We start from the raw sequence: 17191 nt of genomic DNA, 5'->3' as shown, positions 1-17191 counted from the left end.
TCTCTCAAGAATGCAACAGTAGGAAGAAAACTAAAGCTTTGCCGGAGAATGGTGGTGGGTCATTGCTTCTACTTGCGCCACCAATTGGGGGGTGACGCCCATCTCCTCGACATGGCGATCGCTCAGGGAGGGGATCACGGGAGTCGTTGCGATCGCTTGGTTTTGACTGCGCCACGCTTCAAAATCCTCTGGGGTATGCACGATCACCTGCGTGCGCATGGCACCGTGGTAGCCACCACAGAGTTCAGCACAGACGACGGGGTATGTCCCGACCTTGGTAGCCTTAAAGCGCAGTTCAGTGGGCACACCCGGAATCGCATCCTGCTTCAAGCGAAACTGGGGCACCCAAAAGGAATGGATCACATCCCGCGCGGAGATATTTAATTGGACATCTTTGCCCACTGGGATATGCAATTCGCCGGAGACAATGCCACTGTCGGGGTAGGTGAAAATCCATGCATACTGCATACCCGCCACATCCACCACTACGTCTGGGGCTTTGCCTTGAACATCGGGGCTGGCACCAATGCCAATTTCAGGGGTTGGCGCTGCTGCTAAAAGGGCAGTTGCATCGCTGGTGGTTTTTGAGGAGGCTTCGGCAACAACCGCCACTGCTGGTTTAGGGGTGTGCATGGAGTGCAGAGCATGATCCCCCGGATTCAGTCCCCCCATGCGCTGGAAAATATCCACGCTGTAGATACCAAGGAAAATCACAATCAGGGCAGGAATGGCCGTCCAGAAGGCCTCTAGGGGTAAGTTGCCCTCTACGGGTAGACCATCCCCTTCCTCACCGGCACGGCGGCGATAGCGAATCACAAAGAGGATGATCGCACCCTGTACCACCAAAAAGAGAGCGGTACCAATTGTGAGCATAATGTCAAAGAAGTTATCCACCAAGGGAGCCTGCTCAGAGGCCTGTTCCGGCAGGAGGCCATGGTGATGACCAACCCAGAAGCTAATCAGGGTAACAACAATGCCAGCGGTGAGTGTCCAAATTGAAGCGGGTATTTGTTCCATGGTGCCAAAGCGTCCAGAAAATCCCACCCTGATCCTAGGCAGATTCCCCAAGGATGTGGGTTAAAAGAACCTAAAGATTTATGTTGATTTATTCACTATCCTTAAAGCAGCTTGGGGACAGAATCATCTGTTTTTGCGTCCTAGGTTAGAGATAGCCCACCGAAACTGAAGGCTGTGCTGGAGGAAAATAGATGCTGAGTGTGTTGCCTTGGGTTGGCCTCTCATTAGCCACTCTTCAGTACTCGACCCATAGAGTGGATCAAACGCAGGTATATATGGTGGCTGCGCCGATGGCAGATTATCGGGTGGTCATGACAGAACCTGCCCCTAATGGCCAAGATACCTATTTAGAAACGACAGCGGCTTTTGCGCGGCGGACGGGAGCTGTGGCAGCGATGAATACTAATTTTTTCCGCTGGCTGCATGCTCAATCCCTGCCCTCTTTTCAGGATTATCAAAAATGGATCATGGGCGAGTCCCATCCTGAGGGTATTAGTTACCGAGCACTGCGGCAAACCTGCTTGAGCGGTCGAGGCACGATTCCAGCGGGGGTTCTCGGAGCCTACATCGTGAATGGTCAGGTGGTGCGTCCCTATGAGGGGGGCTATTCAGGGGTGGTGAATTTTCCTGCCCAAGGAGGGATCGAGTTTTATCGCGGTAGGTTGCCAGAGCAACCCTTTAATGTGGTCAGTGGCTCGCAGCAAATTTTAGAAGGGGGCAGGAAGCTACCCGTTGATGGGAGCGATCGCACGTCCCCAAAGGCGATTCTCGGCAGACGGGGCAATGAATATATTTTCGTCGTCAGCGATGGGCGGGGCAATGGTGGTTCGCCGGGGGTCTCCTTTCCACAGCTTCAGGCGTTTTTACTGGAGCAGGGCGTCACTGATGCAACGGCGGTGGATGGTGGCGAATCGGCGACGTTGGTGGTGCAGGGACAAGTAAAAAATCATCCCCGCGATCGCTATTGCGAACTGGCGCGTTGGCTACCCGCTCCCACCCTCACGTTTATTCCTCCTGGAGAAGAGGCTCGCGAAGCGGCGATGGCCATGGGGCGATCGCTCAGACCGGTCGGGGCAAATATCGGCTTAGTCCCACGAGAGCAACCCCGAGGCGTCCTTTCCTTTGGGTTTTGGGAGCGGATTCAGCAGCGGCTACTGACGCGATTGCGGGCTTGGCGAGACTGGGGCTAATGAGCAGCAAGGCCAGATTTTGTTAAAATCCTAGTGTTCACTTTGACCTGCAAGCAACAGCCATGATTCATTCTGCGTACCCTCTACTGTTGACCATTACCCCTTCTCTGAAAGGTTTCTTTATTGGGCTATTGTCCGGCGCGGTGGTGCTGGGTTTAACCTTCGCTGCTTTGATCACCATTAGTCAAATTGATAAAGTGCAGCGTTCTTCATAGGCAGCCAAGCGGCTGGTGGGCTTTGCAATCATCGCTAAAATAGAGTCATGGCCATTGCGCTGTGACTCTGTGTTTTATTTTGCCCCTTCAATACGATGGGTTAAATGACGTATCTTTCCTTTTCCCCCCTCCTTGGTCAAATTGTTAATGTCGGGCTTGGGCCTGCTGGCATTTTGGGAATTGGCCTAGCGGTTGCTGGAGCCCTCCTCTATTTTCTGCGCTCGATTCAACCAGAGTTAGCGCGGGATCATGATATTTTCTTTGCCGCAGTGGCTCTCCTGTGCGGTGGGATTCTCTTTTTCCAAGGATGGCGCCTCGATCCAATTCTGCTCTTTGGCCAGTTTCTGCTGACGGGCACCGCTGCCTTTTTTGCCTACGAAAGTATTCGTTTGCGGCGGGTAGCCACAGAGCAGGCGCGGCGAAATACCCCGATTGTGGATGAAGAGCGACCTGTGAGCCGCAGCTACACCTACCGTGCGGAAATAGAGGAACTCGAACCCTACGACGACGAGGAAGAAGAGGAGGAGTACCCACCCCTGCGGCGAATTCGTGGTAGCCGTGATGTGTCGCGATCGCGCTATGAAGACGAAGATGTGGAAGATACCCCCCCTGTAGGACGTTTACCCTCGCGCCGCAGTAGCCCACCCCCTAGCCGCCCCAGTGTTCGGCGTCCCCCTTCAAGGCGTCCGCGACCGACAACACCAGCGGCAGATGAGATTGTCGATGAACCCTATCGCCCACCAACACCGACAACCCGCCGGCCAACCCGCCGACCGCCGCCGATTACGGAAACTGCGGAAGTGAGCGATCGCCCTGTGCGACGGCGACCCCCCCGCCCCCGTCCGGAAGGCACAACGGATGGCAGTGAATATGTGCCCTATCAACCCTTGGATCGTCCCCCCACTGACGAGCAAGATAACTCCGCCAATTTTGATGAATAGACCTTAATGGCAAACGAGTCGCAAAGGCAGTGAATGATGCGTCGCTCTTTTTTGGTTTCAGTTCTTGGCTTGGCAGTGATCTGTGGAGGGATACAGGAGCAGACTTGGGCGGCTCCCCTCGCGCAAGCCACTCCGGCTGCTCTGCCAGAATCGTTGCAATCCCTCGTTAACGGGTTGGATACAGCAGCCAGTCAAAAGAATCTAGAGGCAGTGCTAGCCTTTTATGACCCTGAGTTCAAAACAGGGGACGGCCTCACCCTTGAAATCTTGCGCAAACAACTGCCGACGTTTTGGCAACCCTACCGTGACATCCGCTACCGCACGACGGTGAACCGTTGGCAACAGCAGGGAAATGAGTGGATTCTAGAGATTAGTACAACCATTGAGGGAACCGGCGGCACGAGCGATCGCCCGCAAAACATTCGTGGCAACCTGCAAGCCACCCAAGTCATCCGCAACGGCAAAATCATCCGCCAAGACATTACCAGCGAAAAAACTACGATCACGATTGGTGCGACACCGCCTACGGTGCAATTCTCCCTCCCCCAAGCCGTGCGTGCGGGTGAAGAATTCAGCCTTGATGCGATTGTGCAAGAACCTATTGGCAATGCCATTCTCCTCGGCGCCGCCAGCGATCAGCCCATCAACGCCCAAACCTACGCCAATCCTAGCCCCGTCAAATTGGAACTTCTCTCTGCGGGCGGGATTTTTAAGGTGGGACGTGCGCCTCAAGAAGCCGGTAATCGCTGGGTCTCTGTGGCCTTAATTCGCGATACGGGCATGGTTCTGATTACACAGCGACTGCGAGTGGAAAAACCATGAGTGAGGCGGAGTCAACCCCCGTAGAGGAACCTGCTGAAAGCCCTGCGGTAACTCTTGAGGTGGAGCAAAGCACACCCATTGTCAGCGGCCTCGCTTTAGAACACTGTGGAGGGCGCTACCGACTCACGTTGCCGGCCGATTTAGACTGGATTGACCTGTGGCCGCAGTTGCAACTTTACCTTGTCGGTCAAGAACACCTCTGGTCAGAGACCTTACCCGTAGATTGTGCCTGCGGACAGCGGCTCTTAGATCAGTCACAGCTGCAACAGTTAGCAGAAGCCCTGAGTGAACATCAGTTGCGACTGGACAAAATTATTACCGAACGCCGCCAGACGGCGATCGCTGCCGCTACCCTTGGCTACAGTGTCCAGCAGGGGGAACTGCCACCCTTAATTGCAAAAGAGACTGAGGGGGACTCAGACCCCGTGGCCAACCCCCTTTACTTGAAAACAACCCTGCGATCAGGCATGGAAATTCACCATGACGCCACTGTGGTGATTGTTGGCGATGTCAATGCAGGAGCCAGTATCATTGCTGCCGGCGATATTATCGTCTGGGGGCGATTACGCGGTATCGCCCACGCCGGTGCCAAGGGCAATCGGGGGGCACGGATTATGACCCTTGAAATGGCAGCCACACAGTTACGGATTGCTGATCTGTTGGCACGTACCCCAGATCCGCCAAATCCCCCCTATCCAGAGGTGGCCTACGCCACTGACCAAGGGATTCAGATTGCCTCCGCCGATACTTGGGGACGATCCTTCGCTGTATCCGAGGCGCCTTGAGATAATCTATTCTAGTAAGCCAATTCCTAGGGAGTTCAATGGGGCGCACGATTGTCATTACCTCGGGCAAAGGGGGCGTGGGGAAAACAACCGCCAGTGCCAATATTGGTGTGGCTTTGGCCAAATTGGGGCGATCGGTGGTGCTCATTGATGCAGACTTCGGCTTGCGCAACCTCGACCTACTACTCGGCTTGGAAAATCGCGTGGTTTACACCGCCATTGATGTGCTGACCGGGCAATGTCGCTTGGATCAAGCCCTTGTGCGTGATAAGCGCCTCAATAAACTGGTGTTGCTGCCCGCCGCCCAAAGCCGTAATAAGGATGCCATTACCCCAGAGCAAATGCGACAGTTGGCCTCAGCCCTGAGCAAGCACTATGACTATGTGCTCATTGATTGTCCAGCGGGGATCGAGGCGGGATTTCGCAATGCCATTGCTCCCGCTCAGGAAGCCTTGGTGGTGACAACGCCAGAAATTGCCGCTGTACGGGATGCCGATCGCGTGATTGGCTTGCTCGAAGCCTACCGTATTCGCAACAGCCATTTGATTTTGAATCGCTTGCGCCCAGCAATGGTGGCCGCCAACGACATGATGTCTGTGGAAGATGTTCAAGAAATTCTTTCGATTCCCCTGATTGGCATTGTCCCCGAGGATGAGAAGGTGATTGTTTCCACCAACAAAGGGGAACCCTTGGTCTTGGCAGAGTCGCCGTCCCTAGCGGGGCAGGCCTTCATGAACATTGCCCGTCGCTTGGAGGGTGAAACCGTTGAGTTTCTAGATCTAGAGGCGGCAAGCGGGGGACTATTTAGTCGCATTCGACGCTTGTTTGGGGCAAAGGGATGATCAGTGAACTGTTAGAGCGGCTGTTTACGCGGACTTCCCCCAGTCGCACCACTGCCAAGGAGCGCTTGAAGTTAGTTCTTGCCCACGATCGCACGGCCCTGACACCGCAAATTTTGGACAATCTGCGGCGCGATATTTTAGAAGTGGTCTCCCGCTATGTGGAGCTAGAAACGGAGGGGCTAGCGGTTTCCCTAGAGTCGGATCAGCGGACAACGGCCCTGATTGCCAATTTACCGATTAAACGGCTGAAACTGTCTCCAGAGGACGTTCCGCCCCCCGAAAATTCGCCAGCAGAGGACGAGGCAGAAGAAAGTTGAGTACCGTTGCAGTTGGCATAGCAGCGATCGCCAGCGCCGCGATCCTGGCCCAGACACCTTGGATAGCTGTTTTAATCGCCCGTTTAGGATCGGGTTGGCGACGACCGACTCCCTTAACCCCTCAGCCCTCCCGCCCAGAGAACTTAGCCAAAGTCTCAATTGTTGTCCCCACCCTCAATGAGGCACAGCGGTTGCAACCCTGTTTAGAGGGCTTAATGCGTCAAGGCTACGAGGTGCGGGAAATTCTGATTGTTGATAGTCATTCCCAAGATGGCACGGCTGAGATTGTGCAGGCAGCGCAACACCGCGATCCGCGTCTGCGACTGGAGTTTGATCCCCCCTTACCGCCGGGGTGGGTGGGGCGGCCTTGGGCCTTACATACAGGCTTTTGTCGTGCCCATCCTGAGAGTGAGTGGATTTTGGGCATTGATGCGGATACCCAACCGCAACCCGGCCTTGTGGCTAGTCTTTTGGCGACAGCAGAGCAGGAGCAACTGGATCTGATTTCTCTCTCGCCTCGCTTTATCCTCAAGACCGGCGGTGAATGGTGGCTGCAACCGGCGCTGCTCTTGACGCTGATCTACCGCTTTGGCGCAGCGCGCGCTGTGGAAACTCAGCCGGAGCGGATTCTGGCCAATGGTCAGTGCCTACTCATTCGGCGATCGCGCCTCGAGGCAATGGGCGGCTACCAAGTTGCCGCTTCCTCCTTTTGTGATGATGTAACACTGGTGCGAGCCATAGCGACTACGGGGGCACGGGTGGCCTTTCGCGATGGCTCCAAGGTGCTTAAGGTGCGGATGTATGAGGGTATGGCGGAAACATGGCGAGAATGGGGGCGATCGCTGGATCTCAAGGATGCCACCCCAGCCGCCCAGCTCTGGGGCGATGCCTATTTCCTCTGGGCAGTACAGGGATTACCGTTGCCCCTGTTGGTTTTGGGCTTGATGGCACTGGCAGTGACTACTCCCACCCTTCCTTTAGAAATGGCGACACTGCTCAATGGCCTACTGGTGCTGATCCGCTGCGGCATGACACTGGCCATTGCCCCCGCCTACGATTGGCAAGTGGGTCAAGGACGTTGGCTCTTTTGGCTGTCCCCCCTTGCGGATCCCCTCGCGGCTCTGCGGCTTACCCTCTCCTCTTGGCAACGTCCCAAGCAGTGGCGAGGACGCATTTATCCTGCCAAGACTCACAATTTTGAAAGTGATAGCAAAAGAAATAATCAGTAATATTCAATAATATTTATTGAAGAATTTTTATGGAGAATACCATATTAAATTTGATTAAGTACAAGATTTTTGTGCTATAATGATTGATAAGGAATCGGATCTTGCTGTTATCAAGGAAGAATGTTAGAATCTAAACTAGATATTAAAAGAGATATTAAAGTTCTTCAAAAGCGTTACGAAGAATTAGTCAATCTAGCTAAAGAATGGAATATACATGATTTTAATTCTTGTCATGAAACTATATGCAGTAGCTTTTCAAAGATAAAAGATCACCTAGAAGAACTAGAAAACAATGTAAAGCAGAAAGAAGAATTATTTATAAGCCCAGAGTATGCAGCTATTATAGAAAGACTGTTCGGAGAACATAATATTGGATTTTTGGGTCGCTTCCCTGTATACGAAATTTTTCCCTACAGACTAATCTTTAATATAAAAAAGAAGCAGGCAAAAATCGTAGGCGATAAAATACGAGAGAAAAACTACAACTTAAATCCAGAAAGCATAGTACGATGGGTTAGTGAAAAATATAATGCCATTTGGTCAAGGCGATTCGATGAAGATGAAATTTGTCAAGAACTACTTACCGCTTATCAATACATCGTTGGGTTTAATAGTGATCAGAAAGTAAGATGGGGTAGAAACATTTTAATCAGAGAGATTTATAATCTATGGACAATCAAGTCAATAGCAAAAGAGAAATATACTGAATCAATGTTTTTGGTCGACTTATCAAAGCTTTTGAGAAAAAATAGCATAGAATATAAGGATTATATTTTTATATTTTCTTCTCATAGAGATTCAAAAAATAATTATAGATTTCAATCACCAAATAATACTAGGTCTTTTGGTATCTTAGCAATTCACAAGAAGTCAGAATATAGAGCATAACTAGATTGATTATTTGGAGTTTTGGCAAGGTGAATATTAATCGCAATGATATTGAATTACTAAGTAATGGACAACCACCTGAATCTGAAGAGTTGCTTCAAAAAATGACCGTTGGTCGAGAAATATGGCTTGATTTTTTTAAGAAATATCAACTTGATTATTTTATTGCAAATGGTGGCAGTAAAGTCAAAATTTTAGTTGGGGATAAAGGAACAGGGAAAACCCATTTGATTCGTTCGATTATGCTTGATGCAAAGTCATCTGGCTATGTAACTGTTTATTTATCTGCTAAGAACTTCCGGCCAAACAACTTAGTTGACTTCTATCAATCAATACTTAAAAAAATTGACTTGGAGCTTATTGTAAGAGGAATTTGCTGCACAGTTTCTCAGGAATTTTCTATTGATGATCAATATGATGGTTCAGAAGTGTTCATTCCTAGGATTAGAGATCAATATCCCAATACGCAAATTGCAACTAGTGAAATCAAAAAAGCAATTTCCAAAATAATTAAAAAATATGATTTTACCCCATCATTTCAGTCATTTGTTTATCAAGTTGTATACAATAGGATGATTGCTAATCAGCAGGATGCTATAGAAAAAGCAAAGAAGTGGCTTTCTGCAACCAATGACATTACTAAAGAAGAAAAAAAAGAATTTAAGTCCTTACTTCTTTTTGAAGAAATTAGAAAGTTTAATGCTCGAGACTGGATTAACTCTCTTGTTCAACTAATAAGACTTGCAGGTAATAAAGGTTTAGTTATTAGTGTGGATGATCTTGAAGTTCTAACTGAGAAAAATCCTGAAACTCACAGATATAGTTATACTAAAAATGCTATTTCGGATGTTTATGAAATTATTCGACAGCTTATTGATGATACTGAAGTATTAGAATATTGCTTATTCATTTTTGCTGGCAACTCTGATCTTGTTACAAATCATGAGCGTGGTTTTCGTTCTTATGATGCTCTTTGGATACGTTTACAAAATGGATTCAAGGAATGCGATAGATTTAATTCTTTTTCTGATTTGCTTGACATTAATAAACATCTAAAGGAATTACAAAGCAAGTATCTTCCTGAGATTAATCAAAAAACTTATAGCCTCTTACAACAAGCTTCATTAAGGGATGATCAACTTGATTTTCCTAGCAACTATCTAAAGAACTTTTCTCAACTTCAACAAGTGGTAATAGAGGCAGTAGTAAAGGCAGTAAAGGATCAAAAAAAGCGTGAATTATGAATAAAAACTGATTTATGGAGATACAGGATTTTGAGTGATATATGGTTACTAATTTAGATAGAAAAACGGCAATTGCTATTATTGAGTCCCTTCGTGCTGGTATTCCTACCAGAGTCTCAATACGTGAACTTCCTGATTTAAGACCTGATCTAACAACAAAAATTATTCGAGATTTAGAACAGCTAGCTGTAGGTAATAAACAAAAGGGTAGATTTATATGGGGTGGCTACGGTCAAGGAAAAACTCACGAATTAACCAATATTGAATATAAAGCTCTGGAGATGGGTTTTGCCGTTAGTAGAGTTACTCTTAGTCGTGAATTATCTGGTCAGCATATGTTGCGTTTGTATGCAAAGCTGGCCTCATCTATCAGAACTCCAGATTCTAAACTGTTTGGTATTCAGCATAAGTTGAATACTAAAAGAGCAGATGATTTAAATGATATTTATATTCATGCCCAAAATAGATACACCCATGAATTACCACTGATTGTTCTTGAAAATTATTTTTACGCTAATGAAGAAGAAAGTGAGTTGCTGTATGGTGATTTGATTGGATGCCGATTACCAATATCTGAGATTAAAAGAGTTCATAAAAAAAGAGGCCAAGATTTTCCAAAATTACCTGTTTTTAAGATTGCAAATCATAGTCGTGCTTACTGTGAGCTAATGTCCGATGTATTAACTTGGTGTGGTTATAAAGGTTGGGTTATCCTAATTGACGAAGTTGAGCTTATTGCACGTTTAGGTAAGGTGGCTAGGTTGAATGCTTACAGAAATTTAAATTGGCTTTTAAACTGGTCAAATGACAATTTATTCCCTATCTACTGCGTTTGTGCAGCAGCCGATCCCCTCCAAACTCGTTGGATCAACACTGAGTTAAAGAAAGAGACTTCATCTCAAATTAAAGTCTTTGATAAGACTTTAATACCTAATTTAGCAAGAGAAAAGTTTGATGAGACTGATGAAAGAAAAATGATTAACTTTTTTGAGCAGGCATTAGATGAAAATCAATGTCCTAAGCTCCTTCCAGTAGAATCAAGACAGCTAGAGCAAATAATGCACTTCTTGGTTAATATTCATGCTTCATGCTATGAATGGATCCCTAAATTAGATATCCCTAGTTTTATTGAATCTCTAGGTTACGTCTCATTGAGAATCTACATTCGTGCTTTGCTTGAATCACTAGATATTGACTTTTTATACAATTTTGATTTCAAACCCAAACTTGATGATCTGGTTGATGGCTTGGATGTTAATCTAGAAGATAATGAGTTTTTCAGTGAGGATTCATAGTTAGTCGTGATTCCCTTGCATATTCTTTTACATCAATAGCTGATTTCTTCTTTGCGCGTGACGAATCTACTCTTAACTACTGCCCAAGGGGCACTTGCCCCAACGTTTAACGAAATTGATGGCCGCGTCAAGGAAAACTTGCGGCGGGTTTTAGGAGCTTTTCGTCAGCAGCGGCTGGGGGTGCATCACTTCAGTAGCATGACGGGCTATGGTCATGGGGACCTAGGGCGTGAGGTGCTTGATCGCGTTTTTGCGCAGGTGATGGGGGCTGAGGCGGCCTTGGTGCGGGTGCAATTTGTTTCTGGTACCCACGCGATCGCCACCGCCCTATTTGGGGTGCTCCGCCCTGGGGATGAACTGATTTCCCTTGCGGGTGCCCCCTACGACACCCTAGAAGAGGTGATTGGCCTGCGGGGTCGCGGCCAAGGTTCCCTCAAGGATTTTGGCATCCACTATCGCGAGATTCCCCTCCTGAGTACGGGTGAACCCGATTGGGGGGCGATCGCCACCTGTGTCCAACCTCAAACCCGCATGGTGCTCATTCAACGCTCCTGTGGCTATACATGGCGCCCAAGCCTCAGCCTTGAGGACATTGGCAAAATGATCCAACTGATCAAGGGGCAAAATCCCAATGTGGTTTGTTTTGTGGATAATTGCTACGGCGAATTTGTCGAGACCCAAGAACCGCCCCATGTGGGCGCTGATTTGATTGCGGGTTCTCTGATTAAAAATCCCGGCGGCACGATCGCCACCGCGGGGGGCTACTTAGCAGGACGCGCTGATCTCATTGAGCAAGCCAGTTATCGCCTTACGGCACCGGGGATTGGCCACGAAGGGGGTGCCACATTTGATCAACATCGTCTGCTCTTTCAAGGGCTGTTCTTAGCACCGCAAATGGTCGGCGAAGCCCTCAAGTGCGCCCATCTCTTGGCCTATGTCTTTGACCAATTGGGTTATCCCGTCAACCCCGCCCCCCTTGCCCCCCGCCGCGATGTCATTCAAGCGATCCAATTGGGCAGTCCTGAAAAGCTGATTGCCTTTTGCCGCACGTTGCAACGCTACTCCCCGGTGGGTTCCTATCTTGATCCTGTACCTGCGCCCATGCCCGGCTATGCCGATGATCTAGTGATGGCTGGGGGCACGTTTATTGACGGCAGCACGTCGGAACTGTCTGCCGATGGCCCTTTGCGTCCACCCTATATTGTCTTTTGTCAGGGGGGAACCCACTGGACCCATATGGCCTTGATTTTAGAGGCTCTCCTAGAGGATCAGGCTTTTTGAGGCCAGCCGTAGGCTTGGGCAACCGCTTCCCATTGGCACAAAATGCTCTGCTCAAAGGCGTCCTGCCACGTGGGGCACATTGCTTGGGTGATCTGGTGTGCCCGTGTTCCCATCCGCTGGCGATAGGGGGCATCGTCTAACAGCAGGGTAATGGCGGCTGCCCAATCTTGGGGGTCGCGACTGTAAACCACCACCCCATCCTCCCCTGAGGTTTGGACATATTTGCGCCCGCCATCAAAACCAGAAATGACGACGGGTAATCCTGCCGCCCGTGCTTCCACCACTACATTGGGCCCTGTTTCTGACTCTGAGGGAAAGATGAATAGATCACTGCTGGCATAAATTGCCCCTAATTTTTCTTGGGGTACCTTGCCTGTGAGGGTGACGCGATCGCCCAAAAGGTCTTTGACAAGGGTAGCCTGTGCCCCTTCGCCAACAATCAACACATGGAATGCCTTTCCTTGATTGGCTAACACTTGAGCTGCCTGCGCCAACAGGAGCACATTTTTACTGGCATCTACCCGACCGACAAAAAGCGCGATCGGCACCTCTGGCAGGTGATACTCCTCCCGTAGCCATTGGGGATTGCGAAATCGCAGATGAAAGCGATCGCGATCGATGCCCCGCTGAAACCACGCCACCCGCTCAGGGGGCAAAAACGTGAGCAGCCAATCGGCATCCTGCTGTCGCGAGACCAAGACGCGATCGCTAGCACGCATAAAGCCCGCTAATTTCCGTTCGGCTCGGTAACCAAACCACTGATCCACTTGTAATTTCTCCAGCCATAGCCACCGCCAAAACTCCCGCCCCCAACTGCGGCCACTCATGCGCCAAATAATTTCCCGCGAATAGGTGCGGGTCAATAAGGGCAAATCCGTGTGAATTGAACTGAGCAGCGGACGATGCTGCTGGCGACAAAAGCGGCGCACCGTTTGGGCAAAGCTAAAAGTATCCGTAATGTGAAACACCTGATGTTGGGGTAAATAACGGCGCAATGCCCAGTGAAAGGGAGCCACATCGGTCATGCCTGCCCCTTGGCGCATAATTTCCAGTGAGTGCGTGCTGAACTGGGGCGGTAGCAATTGGTAGCGAACATTGGCTGCTACCTCTAGGGTTTGCTGTTTGGCGCCAAGGAAGTAAATGGTCAAGTCAACGCGGTCTGGGTAGTGGCTGGCAGCTTCCGCAAAACGTTCCCAACATTTGACATGTCCCCCGGCGTTGGGTTGCCATTCTAGGCAAATAAAGACAGCAACAGATAGTGGTTGTGGCAATCCAGACTCCTCAAGGTTGCGTTTTGCTAAAGATTAACTGAATATCGCATTTAGAGTCATTCACAGTGAGCAATAATGGGCTACCGTAATCGCGCGATCGCCATCCTCTTAGCCTTGGCCGGCATCTTTCTCCCTGGGCTCCATAAGTTTTATTTGCGCCAACCCCTGTGGGGTGGCGTTTACCTCATGCTGGGGCTACTCTTTTCGACAGTGCCCTACGGTTCTCTGGGTAGCATTGCTCGCATTGCCTGTGTGATTGAGGCTGTGTGGTATTTGTTTCAGGGAGCCGATGCCTTTGATGCCACCTTCAATCCTGAGATTAGTGCCGTCGTTCCGAAGCTCCCCGCGTCTCGTCTTGAGGAAGCGAATTAATACCGCCAGTAGCGACGACCTTGCCAAAAAATCCCCACGGCTGTGCCAATCAGGAACACCTCTGTGAGTGGAAAAAATAGGGGTCGCAGTCCCAAGGTGCCGCCAAAAAAGCTCAAGAACACACTGGCCATTAGGACACACAGAAATAACGCCCAGAGGGTGCCGCTATAGATCGGCGCTGGGTTAAACCACACCTCCAAAGAGATCACTGCCACCATTCCAAGGCCAATGCTCAGACCAAGGCGGACTAGGAGACCCAAAGGAGGCTGAAGTAGGATGATCAACGCCTCGCGGACAGAGGCAACGGCACCGGCAATATAGTAAAGCCCCGTATCAAACAGCGCTGCAAGCAGGGCAACAAGAAGACCTGTGGGCACCAGCGATCGCCAAGGCAGTGCCTTAAACTGTTGCCAAGGATCGGACACAAGCAAGACTCACAATAAGTATGTCGGTAGAACCTAGGGCATAGGTAGATCGCCGAGGCTCATTTCCAGTTCCATGCGCTGTTCCATCTGGCGCAGAAAATACCCCGTCATCATGGCTGAGGCCAATAACCCCGCAAGGTTGTCGCGATCAGTGGCAATTTGGACATTAAAATCCTCGGAGGGAAGGCCGCCCACGAGACCTTGGACATTCTGGCTGATAATTTGGCGAATTTCTGGACTGACGGAACGGGCAATACGGGTCAAAACTTCTGGCGATTGGCTTTGCAGGTACTTCAGGAGCAGATTGGGCTGCCCATCATCCGTAGAAGACTGGTAGAAATTAGCGTTTCCGGGATCAAAAACCATAGGCAGTGCTCGTTAGTTATGTTAACTATATGTTACCAAACCGAAATGCGCTACTAGAGCGAAGACTCCCGTGCTACCTGCTCTGCCTGTAGAATAGACCTCAGCACTCGGTGAGACTGAATACACAAGGATTCTTGCATGACCGCCCTCGATCAGCTTCAGCCTGCCAACCCCCGGGACGTCAATATCTTTGCCCCCTATATGCGTGCTGAGAAACGTCCGCTGCTGCCCTTGGGTATCGCCCTCTACCGTCTGGGGAAGTTGGAGGGACAACGGGGGATTGAAGGCGGTAACAATGTTGATTTTGTTGCCACATGGACGATCGCCAATTTGCCGGCGGATTTATCCCGCTGTACGGTAACCTTTGATAACTCGCCTGATCTACAGTACGAAATGTCTATCACCACGTTTGAACTGGTGGATCATCTCATTGATGTAATTATTAACTATAAAAAACATCGTATTGCCGATTTTTCCAAAGCATTTTATCGTAAGCTGTTACGGCTTGACTAAGGATAGCGTGTTTAGGGTTGGGGTTGCGGGAGGAGTAACTAAACGGTGGCAAAGCATTTATTGATTGGTTCAATTGTGCCCTATAGCGGTAAGTCTGCAACGGTTTTAGGCTTGGCCAAGCTCTGTCGCGATCGCCATCTGCGCATTGCCTATGGTAAGCCCTTGGGCACCTACCAACCCGCTACCGACAGCGAAGAAACCGAAGCCGATGTCAGTTTTTTACAGCAAACCCTCAACCTAGAGAATGTGCGACCGACATTGCTCACGCTGACGCCAGAAGCCATCAAGGCACGGCTGATGGGCACAGATCAGCAGGATTATCGCCAAGCCCTAGCAGCCTATCACACTATCAACAGTGAAGACTTGGTGCTCCTCGAAGGGCCAGCCACATTAGCCGAGGGGCGGCTGTTTGATTTGGGGTTAGCTCAGATGGCAGCGGTGTTGGATGCACCCATTTTACTGGTGGTGCGCTACGAGTCCCCCTTGGTGGTGGAATCGCTCCTCCTCGCCAAGTCGGAATTGGGCGATCGCCTATTGGGGGTGATCATCAACGATATTCCCCAACCCGAAGCCCAACCCTTGCCTGCTATTCGCCAATATCTCGAGGCACACCAAATTCCAGTTTTTGGGATGTTGCCCCGCAGTCAGTTGCTGCGCAGTGTCAGTGTCAAGGAATTGGTACGCCAGTTAAATGCCGAAGTTTTGTGCCGTCCGGATCGCTTGGATCTCCTAGTGGAGGAACTCACCATTGGGGCAATGAACGTCAGTGCTGCCTTGAAGTATTTCCGTAAAGCGAACAATATGGCGGTGATTACCGGGGGCGATCGCACCGATATTCAATGGGCGGCCTTGGAGACCTCCACCCACTGTCTGATCCTCACGGGGCATTTGCCGCCTTCCCCGGCGATTCTTGCCCGTGCTGAAGAGTTGGAAATTCCTATCCTCTCAGTGGACTTAGACACCCTAACAGCCGTGGAAATTGTGGATCGTGCCTTTGGTCAGGTGCGCCTCCATGAAATCGCTAAAGTCAAATGCGTCGAACAAATGATGCAGGAGCATGTGGAGGGCGATCGCCTGTTAGCACAACTGGGACTCTTGACCGTTGAGGCCTAGCGCTGGAAGGTTAAGGCAAAAATCAGGACTTGGGTCGGCGTCTTGCCATCAAAGTTATTGTCGCCAATGATGTAGAGCGATCGCGCCCCATCGGCCAAGGGGGGACCCAAGCTCATCCCCTCCAAATTGGTCAAGGGAATCCCCAGCCTCTTGAAATCCAAAATCAGCCGTTTCTGCACAGGGCGGAGAGTGCGCAGATCAACCGGTAACGTGGCCATGCCAAGGGTATCTGTCGCCCCCGCTAGGGATACTTCAAAGAGCTGAATGCCATGCCCTGCTCCCGGACTATAGGTGCGCTCCAAGCTCAGAAAATGGCCACCATTGTCAAGGGCAAGTAGCTCCACGAGGCCATTAAACACTGCCTCTGAGGGTTCCAAGGGATAGAGATGCTCCGCCAGCAACACAGGGGCAACATCCCCCCGCAGGTAATGGAGCAGGCGGCAGTAAATGGGGATATTGGGGCGGACATCTTGGGCAAGGGCCGATTCAACGCCGACAAACAGGCGATCGCCCGCCGGCGAAAGCGTCAGTGCCTCAAAACCGAGATTATTGCGAATGCCCTGCTGACCATTGGGGAGATAGTACTTGGGAATAGGGAGAGCTGCAATGGTTCGTCCATTCGCGCGCTCAAACTCTTTGATCCAAGGGGGGCTAGCCGTGGCCGTTACCCCTTCACTGCTAATTACAAGGTGCCCCTCAGGCGTCAGCGCAATCCCCTCAGTGTCGGCAGTGTTGGGCGGATACACCTCACCATTAGGCTGCTGGAGAAAGGTTACGTCCTTGGGGGTAATGGTTTCGGGAGTGATTTCGAGGGTGTAAAACCGAGGTTGCTGGCGATCGTCACTAATGGCATAGAACTGCTGTTGACGCGGATCGTAGGTCAAACCCGACAGCCCCCCCACCTCGGTATTCTGCCACTGGCTGCCGACGGGCAATTGCACTTCAGCGCGAAATTCCACCCCGACATTCAGAAACAGGCGCTCCTCTGCTCGCACTTGAGGCAGGGCACATCCCCACAGGAAGCCAAGGAGTAGAATTGCCGTCAGCAGGTGTCGCCAAGGCATG

General features: G+C 50.3%; 20 protein-coding genes. 15 read left to right on the top strand and 5 right to left on the bottom strand.

Features of this window, described 5'->3' with window-relative positions:
* Positions 1-30: 30 nt before the first annotated feature.
* Complete coding sequence (locus tag QYC28_RS03175; RefSeq protein ID WP_310828839.1) at positions 31-1017, bottom strand: cytochrome c oxidase subunit II; 987 nt, start codon at positions 1015-1017, stop codon at positions 31-33.
* A gap of 275 nt (positions 1018-1292) precedes the next feature.
* Between QYC28_RS03175 and QYC28_RS03170 the strand changes: the two genes are divergently transcribed.
* From QYC28_RS03170 to QYC28_RS03115, 12 genes are all read left to right on the top strand, one after another.
* Entirely contained in the window at positions 1293-2207 is a 915-nt protein-coding gene (locus QYC28_RS03170; protein WP_286668926.1) for a phosphodiester glycosidase family protein, read from the top strand.
* Positions 2208-2269: 62 nt separating this feature from the next.
* On the top strand, positions 2270-2422 hold the full coding sequence (locus QYC28_RS03165) for a photosystem II reaction center X protein (protein WP_149818106.1): 153 nt from the start codon (positions 2270-2272) through the stop codon (positions 2420-2422).
* A gap of 104 nt (positions 2423-2526) precedes the next feature.
* Positions 2527-3363, top strand: coding sequence for a Ycf66 family protein (locus QYC28_RS03160; protein WP_149818104.1), 837 nt, complete (start codon positions 2527-2529; stop codon positions 3361-3363).
* A 33-nt stretch (positions 3364-3396) separates the two neighbouring features.
* Positions 3397-4185 carry a nuclear transport factor 2 family protein gene (locus QYC28_RS03155; RefSeq protein ID WP_226971996.1) on the top strand — a complete coding sequence of 263 codons (789 nt, stop codon included), beginning with the start codon at positions 3397-3399 and terminating at the stop codon, positions 4183-4185.
* A complete protein-coding gene (gene minC / locus QYC28_RS03150; protein ID WP_149818102.1) occupies positions 4182-4970 on the top strand; it encodes a septum site-determining protein MinC in 789 nt (262 codons plus the stop codon). Before QYC28_RS03155 ends, minC begins: the two co-directional genes overlap by 4 nt.
* 38 nt (positions 4971-5008) lie before the next feature.
* Positions 5009-5812: a septum site-determining protein MinD gene (gene minD / locus QYC28_RS03145; protein ID WP_149818100.1), complete on the top strand. Its 804-nt coding sequence runs from the start codon at positions 5009-5011 to the stop codon at positions 5810-5812.
* Positions 5809-6129 carry a cell division topological specificity factor MinE gene (minE, locus tag QYC28_RS03140; RefSeq protein ID WP_149818098.1) on the top strand — a complete coding sequence of 107 codons (321 nt, stop codon included), beginning with the start codon at positions 5809-5811 and terminating at the stop codon, positions 6127-6129. The genes minD and minE overlap by 4 nt, the downstream gene beginning before the upstream one ends.
* Positions 6126-7358: a 2'-O-glycosyltransferase CruG gene (gene cruG, locus QYC28_RS03135; RefSeq protein WP_226971995.1), complete on the top strand. Its 1233-nt coding sequence runs from the start codon at positions 6126-6128 to the stop codon at positions 7356-7358. The genes minE and cruG overlap by 4 nt, the downstream gene beginning before the upstream one ends.
* 120 nt (positions 7359-7478) lie before the next feature.
* A complete protein-coding gene (locus QYC28_RS03130; protein WP_149818096.1) occupies positions 7479-8246 on the top strand; it encodes a hypothetical protein in 768 nt (255 codons plus the stop codon).
* Positions 8247-8275: 29 nt separating this feature from the next.
* Positions 8276-9490 carry a BREX system ATP-binding domain-containing protein gene (locus QYC28_RS03125; protein ID WP_302679827.1) on the top strand — a complete coding sequence of 405 codons (1215 nt, stop codon included), beginning with the start codon at positions 8276-8278 and terminating at the stop codon, positions 9488-9490.
* Positions 9491-9531: 41 nt separating this feature from the next.
* Positions 9532-10785 carry a BREX system ATP-binding domain-containing protein gene (locus QYC28_RS03120; protein ID WP_149818092.1) on the top strand — a complete coding sequence of 418 codons (1254 nt, stop codon included), beginning with the start codon at positions 9532-9534 and terminating at the stop codon, positions 10783-10785.
* A 57-nt stretch (positions 10786-10842) separates the two neighbouring features.
* Positions 10843-12066, top strand: a complete 1224-nt coding sequence (locus QYC28_RS03115) for a methionine gamma-lyase family protein (protein ID WP_255451702.1) — start codon at positions 10843-10845, stop codon at positions 12064-12066.
* On the opposite strand, the gene QYC28_RS03110 is transcribed toward QYC28_RS03115, so the two are convergent.
* Positions 12054-13337 carry a glycosyltransferase gene (locus tag QYC28_RS03110; RefSeq protein WP_302679826.1) on the bottom strand — a complete coding sequence of 428 codons (1284 nt, stop codon included), beginning with the start codon at positions 13335-13337 and terminating at the stop codon, positions 12054-12056. The two genes, QYC28_RS03115 and QYC28_RS03110, sit on opposite strands and share 13 nt — an antisense overlap.
* 75 nt (positions 13338-13412) lie before the next feature.
* Between QYC28_RS03110 and QYC28_RS03105 the strand changes: the two genes are divergently transcribed.
* Positions 13413-13709, top strand: coding sequence for a TM2 domain-containing protein (locus tag QYC28_RS03105; RefSeq protein WP_225901511.1), 297 nt, complete (start codon positions 13413-13415; stop codon positions 13707-13709).
* Here QYC28_RS03105 and QYC28_RS03100 read toward each other — a convergent pair.
* Both QYC28_RS03100 and QYC28_RS03095 read right to left on the bottom strand, forming a co-directional pair.
* Complete coding sequence (locus QYC28_RS03100; RefSeq protein ID WP_149818086.1) at positions 13706-14134, bottom strand: hypothetical protein; 429 nt, start codon at positions 14132-14134, stop codon at positions 13706-13708. The two genes, QYC28_RS03105 and QYC28_RS03100, sit on opposite strands and share 4 nt — an antisense overlap.
* A gap of 33 nt (positions 14135-14167) precedes the next feature.
* On the bottom strand, positions 14168-14500 hold the full coding sequence (locus QYC28_RS03095; RefSeq protein WP_011057859.1) for a DUF760 domain-containing protein: 333 nt from the start codon (positions 14498-14500) through the stop codon (positions 14168-14170).
* A gap of 138 nt (positions 14501-14638) precedes the next feature.
* Here QYC28_RS03095 and ebsA point away from each other — a divergent pair, with 138 nt between their 5' ends.
* Both ebsA and QYC28_RS03085 read left to right on the top strand, forming a co-directional pair.
* Entirely contained in the window at positions 14639-15013 is a 375-nt protein-coding gene (gene ebsA, locus QYC28_RS03090) for a type IV pilus biogenesis protein EbsA (protein ID WP_149818084.1), read from the top strand.
* Between the two features lie 45 nt (positions 15014-15058).
* Positions 15059-16126, top strand: coding sequence for a phosphotransacetylase family protein (locus QYC28_RS03085; protein WP_149818082.1), 1068 nt, complete (start codon positions 15059-15061; stop codon positions 16124-16126).
* Here the strand turns inward: QYC28_RS03085 and QYC28_RS03080 are convergent.
* Complete coding sequence (locus tag QYC28_RS03080) at positions 16123-17190, bottom strand: esterase-like activity of phytase family protein (protein WP_302679825.1); 1068 nt, start codon at positions 17188-17190, stop codon at positions 16123-16125. The genes QYC28_RS03085 and QYC28_RS03080 overlap by 4 nt on opposite strands.
* Position 17191: the final 1 nt, after the last annotated feature.

This window comes from Thermosynechococcus sp. HY596 (genome assembly GCF_030518715.1).
Taxonomy (GTDB): domain Bacteria; phylum Cyanobacteriota; class Cyanobacteriia; order Thermosynechococcales; family Thermosynechococcaceae; genus Thermosynechococcus.
Note: the sequence above shows the minus strand (reverse complement) of the source record. Positions and strands in the feature narration are given on the sequence as shown.

Coding starts and splice junctions, on each gene's coding strand:
- minC (WP_149818102.1), top strand. CDS start 4,182: ATGAGTGAGGCGGAGTCAACCCCCGTAGAGGAACCTGCTGAAAGCCCT.
- QYC28_RS03095 (WP_011057859.1), bottom strand. CDS start 14,500: ATGGTTTTTGATCCCGGAAACGCTAATTTCTACCAGTCTTCTACGGAT.
- QYC28_RS03105 (WP_225901511.1), top strand. CDS start 13,413: ATGGGCTACCGTAATCGCGCGATCGCCATCCTCTTAGCCTTGGCCGGC.
- QYC28_RS03165 (WP_149818106.1), top strand. CDS start 2,270: ATGATTCATTCTGCGTACCCTCTACTGTTGACCATTACCCCTTCTCTG.
- ebsA (WP_149818084.1), top strand. CDS start 14,639: ATGACCGCCCTCGATCAGCTTCAGCCTGCCAACCCCCGGGACGTCAAT.
- QYC28_RS03170 (WP_286668926.1), top strand. CDS start 1,293: ATGGTGGCTGCGCCGATGGCAGATTATCGGGTGGTCATGACAGAACCT.
- QYC28_RS03160 (WP_149818104.1), top strand. CDS start 2,527: ATGACGTATCTTTCCTTTTCCCCCCTCCTTGGTCAAATTGTTAATGTC.
- QYC28_RS03155 (WP_226971996.1), top strand. CDS start 3,397: ATGATGCGTCGCTCTTTTTTGGTTTCAGTTCTTGGCTTGGCAGTGATC.
- minD (WP_149818100.1), top strand. CDS start 5,009: ATGGGGCGCACGATTGTCATTACCTCGGGCAAAGGGGGCGTGGGGAAA.
- QYC28_RS03120 (WP_149818092.1), top strand. CDS start 9,532: ATGGTTACTAATTTAGATAGAAAAACGGCAATTGCTATTATTGAGTCC.
- minE (WP_149818098.1), top strand. CDS start 5,809: ATGATCAGTGAACTGTTAGAGCGGCTGTTTACGCGGACTTCCCCCAGT.
- QYC28_RS03175 (WP_310828839.1), bottom strand. CDS start 1,017: ATGGAACAAATACCCGCTTCAATTTGGACACTCACCGCTGGCATTGTT.
- QYC28_RS03080 (WP_302679825.1), bottom strand. CDS start 17,190: ATGCCTTGGCGACACCTGCTGACGGCAATTCTACTCCTTGGCTTCCTG.
- QYC28_RS03130 (WP_149818096.1), top strand. CDS start 7,479: ATGTTAGAATCTAAACTAGATATTAAAAGAGATATTAAAGTTCTTCAA.